Annotated in this window: 13 protein-coding genes; 8 read left to right on the top strand and 5 right to left on the bottom strand. The window is 68.3% G+C overall.

Annotated elements, in window-relative coordinates; genetic code table 11:
- Positions 1–21 precede the first annotated feature (21 nt).
- The gene (locus BLT28_RS04735; RefSeq protein WP_172806500.1) at positions 22–588 is read right to left on the bottom strand and encodes a TetR/AcrR family transcriptional regulator; all 567 of its coding nucleotides are present in this window, start codon (positions 586–588) and stop codon (positions 22–24) included.
- 74 nt (positions 589–662) lie between these two features.
- Here BLT28_RS04735 and BLT28_RS04730 point away from each other — a divergent pair, with 74 nt between their 5' ends.
- The 4 genes from BLT28_RS04730 to BLT28_RS04715 all read left to right on the top strand — a co-directional run bounded on the left by BLT28_RS04730 (position 663) and on the right by BLT28_RS04715 (position 2,669).
- The gene (locus tag BLT28_RS04730; protein WP_030432249.1) at positions 663–1,532 is read left to right on the top strand and encodes an NmrA family NAD(P)-binding protein; all 870 of its coding nucleotides are present in this window, start codon (positions 663–665) and stop codon (positions 1,530–1,532) included.
- 126 nt (positions 1,533–1,658) lie between these two features.
- Positions 1,659–2,249, top strand: coding sequence for a DddA-like double-stranded DNA deaminase toxin (locus tag BLT28_RS04725; RefSeq protein WP_030432250.1), 591 nt, complete (start codon positions 1,659–1,661; stop codon positions 2,247–2,249).
- On the top strand, positions 2,246–2,566 hold the full coding sequence (locus BLT28_RS39750; RefSeq protein WP_030432251.1) for a hypothetical protein: 321 nt from the start codon (positions 2,246–2,248) through the stop codon (positions 2,564–2,566). Before BLT28_RS04725 ends, BLT28_RS39750 begins: the two co-directional genes overlap by 4 nt.
- Entirely contained in the window at positions 2,541–2,669 is a 129-nt protein-coding gene (locus BLT28_RS04715; protein WP_156051486.1) for an Imm1 family immunity protein, read from the top strand. The genes BLT28_RS39750 and BLT28_RS04715 overlap by 26 nt, the downstream gene beginning before the upstream one ends.
- Before the next feature lie 310 nt (positions 2,670–2,979).
- Here BLT28_RS04715 and BLT28_RS04710 read toward each other — a convergent pair whose 3' ends face one another.
- The 3 genes from BLT28_RS04710 to BLT28_RS04700 all read right to left on the bottom strand — a co-directional run bounded on the left by BLT28_RS04710 (position 2,980) and on the right by BLT28_RS04700 (position 6,534).
- Complete coding sequence (locus BLT28_RS04710; RefSeq protein ID WP_197683969.1) at positions 2,980–5,280, bottom strand: ATP-binding protein; 2,301 nt, start codon at positions 5,278–5,280, stop codon at positions 2,980–2,982.
- Positions 5,281–5,476: 196 nt separating this feature from the next.
- Complete coding sequence (locus tag BLT28_RS04705; RefSeq protein WP_030432253.1) at positions 5,477–5,698, bottom strand: MarR family transcriptional regulator; 222 nt, start codon at positions 5,696–5,698, stop codon at positions 5,477–5,479.
- A gap of 503 nt (positions 5,699–6,201) precedes the next feature.
- Positions 6,202–6,534 (bottom strand): helix-turn-helix domain-containing protein, encoded by a 333-nt coding sequence (locus BLT28_RS04700; protein ID WP_030432254.1) that lies wholly within the window; start codon positions 6,532–6,534, stop codon positions 6,202–6,204.
- 1,270 nt (positions 6,535–7,804) lie between these two features.
- Between BLT28_RS04700 and BLT28_RS04695 the strand changes: the two genes are divergently transcribed.
- The 3 genes from BLT28_RS04695 (at position 7,805) to BLT28_RS04685 (ending at position 10,059) form a co-directional block, all read left to right on the top strand.
- Positions 7,805–7,990 carry a hypothetical protein gene (locus BLT28_RS04695; RefSeq protein ID WP_083383659.1) on the top strand — a complete coding sequence of 62 codons (186 nt, stop codon included), beginning with the start codon at positions 7,805–7,807 and terminating at the stop codon, positions 7,988–7,990.
- A gap of 159 nt (positions 7,991–8,149) precedes the next feature.
- Positions 8,150–8,530, top strand: a complete 381-nt coding sequence (locus BLT28_RS04690) for a TIGR02391 family protein (protein WP_052407892.1) — start codon at positions 8,150–8,152, stop codon at positions 8,528–8,530.
- A gap of 185 nt (positions 8,531–8,715) precedes the next feature.
- Positions 8,716–10,059: a serine hydrolase domain-containing protein gene (locus BLT28_RS04685; RefSeq protein WP_030432257.1), complete on the top strand. Its 1,344-nt coding sequence runs from the start codon at positions 8,716–8,718 to the stop codon at positions 10,057–10,059.
- 145 nt (positions 10,060–10,204) lie between these two features.
- On the opposite strand, the gene BLT28_RS04680 is transcribed toward BLT28_RS04685, so the two are convergent.
- Positions 10,205–10,777 (bottom strand): MFS transporter, encoded by a 573-nt coding sequence (locus BLT28_RS04680; RefSeq protein WP_083383658.1) that lies wholly within the window; start codon positions 10,775–10,777, stop codon positions 10,205–10,207.
- On the opposite strand from BLT28_RS04680, the gene BLT28_RS42755 reads away from it, so the two are divergent.
- The gene (locus tag BLT28_RS42755) at positions 10,776–11,447 is read left to right on the top strand and encodes an IS3 family transposase (protein WP_081900889.1); all 672 of its coding nucleotides are present in this window, start codon (positions 10,776–10,778) and stop codon (positions 11,445–11,447) included. The genes BLT28_RS04680 and BLT28_RS42755 overlap by 2 nt on opposite strands.
- Positions 11,448–11,899 lie beyond the last annotated feature (452 nt).

The raw sequence follows: 11,899 nt of genomic DNA, 5'->3' as shown, positions 1-11,899 counted from the left end.
ACAGGGTTCTTCCAGCGCCCACTATGCGGAACGGCAGCCGTTCACGAGCAGCCCGTCGATGGTGTAGGAGACGAGCCGCGCCGCCTGTTCCTCGGACGCGTGCTCGCGGGTCCAGGCGCCGGCGTTCATCAGCGCGAAGACGTCCGCCCCGGTCACGTCCGGTCGCACGGCTCCAACCTTGATCGCTCGCGAGACGATCTGCTCCCCGATGTCGGCCATCCGCGCGCAGGATGCGTGTAGTTCGGACGCCTCGTCATCGACGCCGTCCACCAGCAGTTCGGCGAGCCCCCGGTACGTGGCGGCGTGGCCGACCACCAGGTCGACCCACCGGCGCAGTGCCTCCTCCGGTGCTTCCCCCGCCAACGCCTCGCCCGCGTCGAACAGCGCCTCGTTCCGCTCCCGCAGCACGGCACCGACCAGTGCCCTCCGGTTCGGGAAGTGGCCGTACAGCGTGCCGATCGCGACGCCCGCCCGCCGTGCGATGCCCTCCAGCGACGCACTGGTGCCCTGCTCGCGGAATACCGCGTCTGCCTCCGCGAGCAGGCGGTCGTGATTGCGACGTGCGTCCGCCCTCGGTCGACGGCCCACGCTTGCCTCCCGATTAATTCGAGGTACCCTCAACTTAATTACTCGAGCCAGCCTCAGTTTAACGGGAGATCGTGATGATCCTGGTCTTCGGCGCGACCGGCAGCATCGGCCGCCACCTCGTCCACCAACTGCGCGGCGCGGACGTCACCGCGTTCGTGCGCGATCCGGCCAAGGGCGATGAACTCGGCTGCCGGTACGTGGTCGGCGACCTCGATGACCCGGCCTCGGTCGCGGCGGCGCTGACGGGCGCCGACCGGGTCTTCCTCAACGCGGGCGGTGCCCAGCCCGCCGACGGCGAGCAGCCGATGGTGCGCCAGCAGCGCACGGTGATCGACGCGGCCGCCGAGGCAGGCGTGGATCACGTCGTGAAGCTCTCGGTGTGGCACGCGCGCGAGGGCGGCAAGCTGGCCGAGGGCGCGCACTGGCTCATCGAGGAACACCTGAGGGCATCCGGGCTCGGCTGGAGCGTCCTGCAGCCGAGCGGGTTCATGCAGAACTTCCTGACGGGCGCCGCGGTGTTCACCGAACACGGCCACATCCTCGGCGCGTACGGCGACAGCCGGGTGTCCTACGTGGACTGCGCGGACATCGCGGCTTGTGCTGCCACCCTGCTCACCCAGGACCCCAGGCACGGCGAGACGTTCGTTCTCACCGGACCGGAGGCGCTCACCCACACCGAGATCGCGGCGAAACTGTCGAGGGTGGCGGGTCGGGAGATCCGCTACGTCGACCTGCCCGCGTCCGCCTTCGCCACCCGGCTCACCGCACTCGGGCTGCCCGCGCACTTCGCCCACGACGTGGCGGGGTTGTTCGCCGAGGTCGCCGAGGGCAGGCTCGCGCCCACCACGACCGCGGTCACCGACCTCACCGGCCGCCCGGCCCGCACGCTCGACGACTTCCTGGGCGACAACGCCGACACCATCAGGACGTCCTGGTCCGCCTGATCCGGGCAGTCTTCCCGGGACCGGACGGTGGCCTGGGGAGATCCGCTTCAGAGTTGGGTGCCCTGTACTTCCACGCGGCACTCCTGCGCACCCCAGCAGCCCGGTTCATGTCCCTAGCCGAATGGCTTGCCACAGAAGCGCGACGAGGTACACACCCAGCTGGAGCGAGCCAAGGACACCCTGACCGAGGTGCGGAAGTTGCTGCGCGAACTGCCCGAGCGGGTCGAGACCTGGATCGCCGGACTCGGCGGCACCACCGGCGCCCACTCACCGCCAGTGACGACTGTGGATCCGGCGACAAGACCGGGCCTACCGCCCGGCGTCGCCGCCGCCGTCGCCGACCTACCGCCCCCGGTCCCCAAGCGGCAGTCCGGCCAGACACAGAAGATCACCCATGGCCGCATCCTCGACGTCGACGGCGCGATCGTCGGGCGGCTGGTGTCCGGGACCGACGCCGACAGTGCCGCGGCGGACCGGCTCATCGCCGACGCAGGGTTCCGGCAACAGCTCGGCATCGGCCTGCACGTCGCGCTCAAGGCCCTGGCACAGATGCATGCCAGCGGGCAACGACACCTCACGCTCGTGGTCAATAACCGGCCGTGTCCGGGCCCGTTCGGATGCGACAAGATATTGCCGCGCCTGCTCCGCCCCGACGAGACAGTGACCATCTACGGCCCCGAGGGCTTCCACAACACCTACAGGAGGACGGCCCCGTGACCACCATGCAAGCCTGGTACGACATCGACCAGGATCACGAACTCGTGCTGGACGACGCCACGGCCGTCGACCAGCTGCTCGACCGGCTCGCCGCCGGGCCCGAACCGGTCGTCGTGTCCTTGTTCCGCAACGAGGACCTGGCAAACGGTGCACTCCCGGACATCGAGTTCTGGGTCGGCGTCGGCGCCGTTCCCGGCCGTGGCCTGATCCAGTGCAGCGACCCGGACGGCCGATGGGTCACCCACAGCGACGCCCCCCCCCCCGCGCACCGGCACCGTGTTCTACAACTACATGAACAACTCGCACGACTTCCCTAGTGGCGCCGAGGTCCCCCTCGACCAGATCCGCGCCGCAGTCCGCGTATTCGCCGCCACCGGCAAGCGCCCGCACACCGTGACCTGGCAGCGCGTCGACCGCTGACCAATCCCCGGACACAACTCCGGCCCCACGTAGGTGAGCCCGACGCGGGGATGCTCGACATCGGTTTCGACCACCGCCGCGACGTCGGGGTCATCTACTACTCCGGGCCGTCCCACCGCGACACACACCTCCACCGCGACGCTCGCCCGCGTCAGCCGCACGGCGACGCCGGGGCAGCGCGGGCGAGTTCGGCAGGACCACCCAGGCACCGTCGAAGAACCCCACGCTCCCGGGTAGAAGAACTAGTACACGTAAGCGGCCGGGTGTCGAGATCTCCTTCTCCGGCGGGCAAACCTGACCCGGTGCGGTTCTAAGGCCCGGTCGTGGGGCGTAGCCTTCGGACCCATTCGGCGATCTGGGCCCGGTTGTCGAAACTGAGCTTGGCGAGGACACGTCCGATGTGGATGTCGACGGTGCGTTTGGCGATGCCCAGCCGGGCCGCGATCTCCTTGTTGGTCAGCCCGTCGCTGACGAGGGTGGCCACGTCTCGTTCACGCCGGGTCAACGGCTCCACGTCCGCCGGGGACGGCGCGTGGGGGCACGGCGTGTGCTCATCGAGGGCGTAGGCGATGGCCGCGTCCAGCTCCAGGCTCTGCCCGGCCTCGAACGCCGCCTGGTAGCCGCTGCTCCCCAAGGCGGTGCGGGTTTGGAGTTCGCAGTGGCGGCGTGCGGAGACCAGGTCGGCCGAACCGAACTGGGACAGACCGAAAGTGTTCCAGACCTGATGCCCGACTCCCAGCAGCCGAGCCGCCCGCTCGGCCTGTCCCTGGGCCGCTGCGGCCGAGGCGAGCAGGTCCAGTGCCATGGCCATTCCCGGGCTGTCACCCAGCAGGTGCTTGGACCGCAGCGCGGTGCGCGCGTAGGTCACCGCCGCTTCCGGGTCGCCGCGCCCGAGCTCCGACACGGCGCGCATGTAGTCGGCGTAGGAGCGCATCCAGTACTCCCCGCACCGTTCGGAGGCCGCCCGGCACTGCTCCGCTGCGACGACCGCGCGGTCGAACTCGCCCGCCATGGCCAAGGCCATGGCCTGGACCGAGTACGCGGCGGCCAGCCCGGTGCCCGGCGCGCCGGAACGTCGGTGCAACTCGGCCGACTCTTCGGTGAGGGCGACGGCCTCGGTGTGGTGGCCACGGAACATCGCCGCCGCTCCGGCGATGTAGGCGATCCAGCCGGCAGCCACGGTGTCGCCCTGCCGTTCGGCGTAGGGGCGGCACCGGGCGAGCAGGGTGTCCACCGCCTCGAGGTCCCCCTGAGCCACGGCCAGCCACGCGGCGGTCCACAGCGCGGTGGTCAGGACGGGGCCTGGCTCCACGTTCAGGGCGAGCGCTCGGTCGAGGTGGTGTCGGCCTTCCCGCACCACGCCGCAGCCGACCCAGAACTCGCGCAGTGCGCCGAGCAGTTCCAGCCCAGCCAGGTGTTCTGATGGAGTGCTCAGGCAGAAGTCGATCGCGGCGCGCAGATTCTCGTACTCGCGCTGCATCCGCTCACGCCAGTCGATCTGTCGCGGGCTGCACCAGTCGACCTCGAAGCGCTTGGCCAGTCGGAGGTAGTAGTCACGATGCCGACGCAGCAGCCATGCCTGCTCCCCCGTCTGCCGCTGCCGTTGCCGACCGAAGGCGCGCAAGGTGTCCAGCAACCGGTACCGCACCTCACCGGTGCGCCCCTCCCGCAACAGGATTGACTTGTCCACCAGCCCGTCGACCGTCCTCAGGACGTCTCCGGCCACGAGCCGGTCATCTGTGCACACCTCCACCAGGCCGGACAGGTCGACCGCGCCCGAGAAGACCGACACCCGCGCCCACAACAACCGTTCAGCCGGCGTGCACAACTGGTAGCTCCAGCCGATCGTGGTCCGCAGCGTCTCGTGCCGTTCCGGAAGCACCCGGACACCACCGGCCAGCAAGTCGAAGTGATCATCAAGACGGCCGAGGATCTCGTGCACCGACAACGCCCGTGAACGCACCGCCGCCAGCTCGATCGCCAACGGCAGGCCATCGAGCCGGTGGCACAACTGCGCCACCACGTCGCGGTTCTCAGCGGTCAGGGCAAAGCTCCCGCTGGCCGCTCGGGCCCGCTCGACGAACAGCTCCACCCCGTCCGCCACACCGTCGTGCCCCTGCGGCCGCAAACGCATGGGGCGCACCGTGTACACCGTTTCCCCGGCCACTCCCAGGGATTGCCGGCTGGTGGCCAGCACCCGCAACTGGGATGCCGCTCGCAGCAGGGCGTCGACAAGCCTCGCACAAGGCCACCTGAGGTGCTCGCAGGTGTCCAGCACCAACATCATCCGCCGCGATGCCACGGCATCGGCCAGCACCTGCTCCATGGGGCGCAGGGTCACGTCCTGCACACCCAGGACGTTGGCCACGAGATGGGGAAGGAGCGCGGCATCCCGCAGCGGCGACAGATCCACCCACCACACGCCGTCGGGGAAGTCCTTGCGCACCTCGGCGGCCACCCGCAGGGCGACACGGGTCTTACCCACCCCTCCGACCCCGGTCACCGTTACCAGCCGCGACGTCCGCACCAGGCTTCGCAGGGCATCCCGTTCCTCTCTGCGGTTCACGAAGCTGGATACCTCGACCGGCAGCACACCCTGCTGTCTGATCACGATAGTTCCCTCTACCCAAGGCAACTGGCGCGAAACAACCATGCGTTCGCATACGGAGGACTCGCCACGGCAGGAGTGGTGAGAGTTGTTCGCACGAGCAGGGACGCGAGCGCTGGATTGCTGTCGTCTTCGCGGTGAGGCTGCCCCGCTCGGTTCCTGGCGATCAGCTCGGTGAGCCCGCCGGGTCCTGCTCGCTTCAGCAGGCAGTCAAGCGGCAGCGCAGGTGCTCGGGCTCCGCGGTGGTGTCGCAGGAGGGCAGCCCGGCCGCGTGCAGGCGAGTCGCAGCACGCAGGACCGCGGTGGTGCTGACGCGCAGGATGCGCGCGAGCTCGGCCACGGTGACGGAGCCCTCCTCGGCACCGACGAGGTGCAGGAGGTCGATGTGCTCGCCGGGGATGCGCGGATGCTGACGACGCATGCTGGCCCGCCACAGTCAGGCCATCGCGTCCAGGCAAGCGGCGAGGTCTTCCCGGGAAGGACCGGGATCGCGACGAGCGGACATGGACTGAACTCCCTTCCTGTGCAACGTCATCTCCGCACAGGAAGGGTGCCGCTGACGTGTCGCTTATGACATCAGGTCGGCTATTCCTGGAGGGATGTGTCTCCGGCGAGTGCCGCGTCCAGGGTCGGGTGGAGCGAGAACACCTCGTCGAGTCGGGCGAACTCCGCCAGCAGGAATCGCCTGTCGTCACGTGTGCTCGGTGCTTGTGAAAGGACGGCGGACGCCGAGCGCGGCGATGACAGCGCGACGGAAGTCAGGCAGAAACCGGAGCGCGCTACTCGACGCAGTCTGCTGCCACGGGAACGAGCGGAGTCGTGCGCAATCCGTCTGAGGGGCTAGCAAGCACGGATGGAGAGGGCAGCCAGTAGTGATCAGCCGTGGTGAGGTGTGCCGCGTGGCGGCACACCGCGCGGCACTGATCAGTCGGGGCAGCGATGCTCATCGCTGCGCCGCTGGGCTTCGTGGAGCTGGTCTTCGAGGGTGACGATGCGGCAGGCCGCGTCAACAGGGGTGCCCTGGTCGACCAGTTCCCGCACGCGTGCGGCCAAGCGCAGCTGGTGGCGGGAGTAGCGGCGGTGCCCACCGGCGGAGCGCTGCGGCTCAATCAGTCCCGCTTCGTCCAGGCTCCGCAGGAACCCCTGCGACGTGCCCAGCATCTCCGCGGCCCGGCCCATGGTGTAGGCGGGGTAATGCTCGTCGTCGAACTTGTCCACGGTGTTCGACGCGGTCGTGTCGGGTTGGTCAGGGATCATGCAACCTCCACATCACAAGGGACCCCGGCGCGCGCTCGCGCCGGGGTCCCAGGGTTGATGGGTTCATCATTGTCTCTCGGCCGTGTCGCCGAGGTGCTGCACCCGCGGTGTCCGTGAACGGAACGGACCGAGCGGGGATCGCTGATCAGTAACCGAGAACCACCTGCCAATCCGATGGGACTGCGGTACCCGCCCGGCGTCATCGCGCCGTGGCGGGCGATCCAATGATGCGCCCTTCCCTTGTCTTCTGCGTTCGTCCTCTTACCTGGTACAGCCGGTACTGCTGGTACTTCCACGACCGCCATCCGCTGGGACCCCGTACCTTGATCGGCCCCAGCACGCCTGGCGTCGCCGGTCAGGTGCCGCCAGAACCCACTACTCGTTCCGGCGGCACCTGACCGCTTCACTGCCTACTGCTAACCGAACTTCACTTACCGGGTGGGGCCGGTCCTTCTCGGGCTGACTTCTGGGCCCCACGTCTGCGCGGCCATCGGCCGGAACCCCTTCACTGCATGGCTCCGACACGTCTGACCGTTCTGTCTCACTTCGCGGGTAGTTCCGTCATCTCCCGCGCCGCTTGACCTTGTCTCTCTCGCTGCAAGCAGGACAGTACACGCGGTCACCATCGAATGTCTACTCCCGCCAGCATAGATTTTCTCGACCGTTCACGGGCTCTCGGGCGGGCCACGAGGCGTCCGCAGAGGGTGTGTCCGTCCGTGGCTGACCAACCCCACTGGGCGCAGCGCATGCACGCCAACGGCGTCGTGCCGCCACCGGTGCGCCACCAGCAGCTCACCGCCAAGCGGCTGGCCGCGGCGATCACCGAGGCGGTGACCGGAACCGCGATGACCGCTTACGGCCCCAACCCTCGCCCAGGCGATCCGCGTCGAGAACGGCGTACTGACCGTCGTACGGCCCCTCGAAGAACACCTCAACCGACAGGAGCCCCACTAGCCGGCACTCAGGTCAGAATGGCCGGCATCCGCCTCACGCTCGGTGGCACCGGACGTCCGGACTCCGGCCATCTACCCAGCGGCTGACCCTGGACAACCACCAGCTGCGCCACCAACTTGAAGCCGCCACCAAGGTCACCAGCATCGCCCCAGCGCAACGCCAAGACTGGCCAGGTCCACCGTCCCAGTGAGGTCGCCATCACCGGGCACAACAGCCCCGCGCGGTGCTGGCGGGCGCAGTCACGGACGGGTTCCGAACAGATCAACAGGTCGGCTCAGCTTCGGATCGCGGCTCTCGGCCGGGCAAGGATGCGTACTTGGCGGTGGACTGGACGCTGGAATCCGAGAACGTGATCACGCTCCCGTTGGATGACCTCGCGTTGCGGGTCCTGCGCGACGCACGCGACAACAACGAGTGGAACTCGCGCAACTGGCTTCTCCTCGCCGCTCAGAAGGGTTACCCGGACCGACCGGACGCCGTGCTGGCGCTGGCCGAAGCCTGAGCTTGGCTGGGAACCCGCAATCTCATCGCCAGCAACCCGGACCGGTCAGCCCCCGGCAGCTTCTTCATCACCCGCCGCGAACACGAGGTACTCGACCATGGGCTGGCGTGGCTGCGCGCGGTCGAGCGTCTGGACATCCAGCTCACCCCGATTCTGGAGTTGCGTGCTCGCCCGCAGTTCCTCCGGGGCGACTTCGAGGCCGCTGCGTTCATGGCGATGAAGGAAGTCGAGGTCGCGGTCCGTGCACGAGCGGGGCTGTCGAACACGTTGGTGGGCACCAGTCTCATGCAGGAGGCGTTCAAGAAACCCAAGGACTCCAACGATCCCGCGATCGGGGGTCCGCTGTGGCAGCCTGGCTCTGAGCCGGGTGAGGCGGTCGCGTTGATGGAGTTGTTCACGGGCGCGATCGGGTTGTTCAAGAACCCGGTCAGCCATCGTCGGGTCGACCTTACTGACCCGGCCGAGGCCGCCGAGATCGTGCTCCTGGCGGGCCTCTTGCTGCGCCTGGTCACCAAGATTCCGCCCTCCGCATCGTCCTGATCGTCGGCCTCACCTTGATCTGTACGAGCAAGGGCCGGGGTCGCTGTTGGTGCGCCGAGACACCGAGGACGTCGTAGACCTCGGTGGCGACGGTGACTGCGGCGGTGTAGGTGTCTCCTTCGATGCTGTGTGGTCTACGGTGCAACGGCCGATGCCGTATCTCACATGAAGTACCAGGGGGATTTGTGAGCAGAGTGGACGCCACGGCCGAGTGGATCACCGAGATGTTGCCTCAGCTGGTGGAGCAGCACGACGTGGTCGGCGCCCAGGTCGCGGTGCTGGTGGATGATCAAGTCGTCGATGCCGCGGCAGGCGTGCTCAACGTGGCAACCGGCGTTCCGGTGACCACCGAGGCGCTGTTTCAGATCGGCTCGATCACCAAGGTGTGGACGGCGACGCTGGTGCAGGAGTTGGTCAACGAAGGACTGGTCGATCTCGACCTGCCGGTCCGGCGCTACCTCACCGATTTCCGGCTCGCCGACCGGCTCGCGGGTGACACCGTGACCACACGGCAGCTGCTCTGCCACACCGGCGGATTCGAAGGTGACCTGTTCACCGACACCGGTAACAACGACGACGCTGTGGAAAAGTACGTTTCCACCCTCGCCGACGCCCGCCAGTTGTTCCCACCGGGTGAACGGTTCTCCTACTGCAACAGCGGTTACGTGGTGCTCGGGCGTCTGGTCGAGGTGCTGCGGGGGCGATCGTTCAACTCCGTGCTGCGCGACCGGCTGATCACGCCGTTGGGACTGTCCCATGTCGCGACGTCGGTCAGCGAAGCGATCGTGCGACTACCGGCGGTGGGCCACCTCCGGTCCTCGCCGGGCGGCCGGAACGAACCGGTGAAGACGTGGTCGCTGGCGGCGTCGAACGCTCCGGCAGGTGCCCTGCTGACGATGAGCGCACGTGACCTGCTCGGTTTCGTAAAGATGCATCTGGCGCGCGAAGACTTCGACGCGATGCGGCGTCCCCAGGTCGCGGTGCCCGACTTGGGGCTGTACAACGGGCATTGGGGTCTGGGGTGGGCTTTGCCGGACTACGGCGGTCCACTGGTGATCGGGCACACCGGACGGACGGCAGGCCAGCGCGCGTTCCTCCGCGTTGCTCCCGAGGCCGGGGTCGCGGTGGCGATGCTCAGCAACGGCGGAGACGTGTTCCCCGTGTTCGAAGAAATGTTCGGCCACCTGTTGCGCGAACTGGCCGGAGTGGTTCAGCCCGCCCTGCCTGTTCCGCCTGCGACTCCTCCACGCCTGGACGCCGACCGGATCACCGGGACGTATCGGTCCGCCCTTGCCGACAACATGATTGACGTCGACGAGACCGGACGTGTGTGGCTGCGCATCGCGATGCACACCGACCAGTCGACACCGGCGGACGCGCTGGAGGTGGTCGCGCTCAACGAGAACGCGGTGATCAGGGTGGTGCCCGAGGAGGGAGCGCACCAGGTGATCGGCCTTGTCGACGACGCCGCCACCGGCCGCGTCCAGTTTCTGCACACGAGTCGCCTGATTCCGCGTCTGTACCAATGAGGGCGCCGCAGGCCGTCAGGGACAGGAGCGGAACACCTCATGCCGAGATGGGCCTCCAGCTCGACGTGATCACGTTTGAGGACGAGCACCGTGAGGACACTTGGTGCGGAACCGCTTTCCGGCACGATCAGGCCCGCGTGAGCAGTCACTGGTTGGTCGGCTCCGCGGGGTCGGGCTCACCGGTGGGGAGTTCGACCATCGTGCGCAGCGGCGATGCGAGGAGCGGCACGGCGGCGAGCAGCATCCCGCCGGCCGTCACCCACAGCATCGGGCGCAAGCCGACGCCGGAGGCGAGCACACCGGCGAGCAGGCTGCCGAGCGGCGCGGCGCCCCAGTAGAGGAAGTTCATCGTCGCGTTCATGCGGCCGAGCAGGTGATCCGGGCACAGGGTCTGCTGGAAGCTCACCTGGACGACGATCACGATGATCACACAGGTGCTGGTGAGAATGCCTCCCACCACGTACCACGCAAGCTGCCATCCGGGCCCGGTCAACGGGAAGAGCAGGTAGGCCAGGCCTTGGACCACCGCGACCGACACCAGGAGCCGGGCGGCACCGACCTTGGCGCTCAACCGCCTGGCCAGCATCGCCCCCAGCAGGGCACCGATCAGGCCGAGGCTTCCGAGGAGCCCCACGATTCCAGCGGACAGCCCGATCACGCGTACGAGGAAGAGCGTCGAAATCGCGATGTAGGCGCTGGAGAAGAACGCCGAGACCATGTTGCAGAAGCGACGCCGCCCCGATCGGTCAGTGGCGTTGATGTGCCGGGTGCTGCAGGTGTCACGATCGGGTTTCTACCAATGGCAACACCGCCAGAGCCGACCCGTGTCCGGTCGCCGGGCGGCGAACCAGATGCTGCTCACCGAGATCCGGCGAATCCAATCCACCTGCTCGGCCTACGGTTCGCCACGCATCCATCAGCAACTCCGCAACGCCCAGGTCACCGCGGGCCGGCACCGGATCGCGAAGCTGATGCGGGACAACAACATTCGAGCACGCCGAGGCCCGGTCAAGTCCCGCTCCCGGGCCGCCCCGCCCCGCAGGCGACCGGAGATCACCGACCGCGTCCGCCGCGAGTTCACCCGCACCGAACCCAACCACGGCGATCCGCAACGTCCTGGATGCTTCGTTGGTGGCGAAAGCCGAACGAAACAACGGCATGTCGGCGAGCCGTACCTCGCACACCTCCACCGAGACGCCCACCCACGTCAGCCCCATGGCGACGCCGGGCCATGGATACCTTGGTCGCGCTGTGCGACATCCTGGCCTGCACCCCGAATGACCTCATCGAGCCCGTCATGGTCAACCACCAGGTCCGCAAGGTCAGCGGTGAGGCATCGGCGCGACCGAGCGCGCCGCACCAGCATCCGCCGCCCCAGGTTGTCGTGACCGCCGGCCGTCCCCGCCTCTGGCGGACCTACCCCGACACCATGGCCGACGTGCGGGAGCGTCTCGTCGGATTCCTTCGCTCCGAGGTCGACTCTGCGATCGATGACGAGACGTGGCAGGCGATCCTGCGGACTGCGCTCGCGTGGTCACCGCAAGACGGCCGTGTCCTCGACGAGCACCTGAGCACACGTCCCGACGCGCTTCGCGAGCCCGATCTGTTATGCCGATGGTGTTGGTACGGCTGGCCCACGCCCTGGCCGGCACCGGCCCCAGGTGGGACTGCCGCGGTGCGCGGACTGCCGGAAGCCAGCCGCAGGGCTGCGCGAGCTCGGTACAGCAGGCAGAGTGTGCGGACCGTGCGCTGCGCGCGGACGCACCGCCTCGTGCCCCGCGATGCGGGCCCAATACCCGCCTGGCCAACGGTGATGCGCTGTGCTGGTCGTGCGCACCGC

The organism is Allokutzneria albata (assembly GCF_900103775.1).
Classification (GTDB): Bacteria; Actinomycetota; Actinomycetes; order Mycobacteriales; family Pseudonocardiaceae; genus Allokutzneria; species Allokutzneria albata.
This window is presented reverse-complemented; position numbering and strand designations above follow the sequence as displayed.

What these genes read in the sequence shown, in the direction of transcription:
- BLT28_RS04730 (WP_030432249.1), top strand. Translation starts at nt 663, where the DNA reads ATGATCCTGGTCTTCGGCGCGACCGGCAGCATCGGCCGCCACCTCGTC.
- BLT28_RS04680 (WP_083383658.1), bottom strand. Translation starts at nt 10,777, where the DNA reads ATGGTCTCGGCGTTCTTCTCCAGCGCCTACATCGCGATTTCGACGCTC.
- BLT28_RS04705 (WP_030432253.1), bottom strand. Translation starts at nt 5,698, where the DNA reads ATGCGTCGTCAGCATCCGCGCATCCCCGGCGAGCACATCGACCTCCTG.
- BLT28_RS42755 (WP_081900889.1), top strand. Translation starts at nt 10,776, where the DNA reads ATGTTGCAGAAGCGACGCCGCCCCGATCGGTCAGTGGCGTTGATGTGC.
- BLT28_RS04700 (WP_030432254.1), bottom strand. Translation starts at nt 6,534, where the DNA reads ATGATCCCTGACCAACCCGACACGACCGCGTCGAACACCGTGGACAAG.
- BLT28_RS04715 (WP_156051486.1), top strand. Translation starts at nt 2,541, where the DNA reads ATGAACAACTCGCACGACTTCCCTAGTGGCGCCGAGGTCCCCCTCGAC.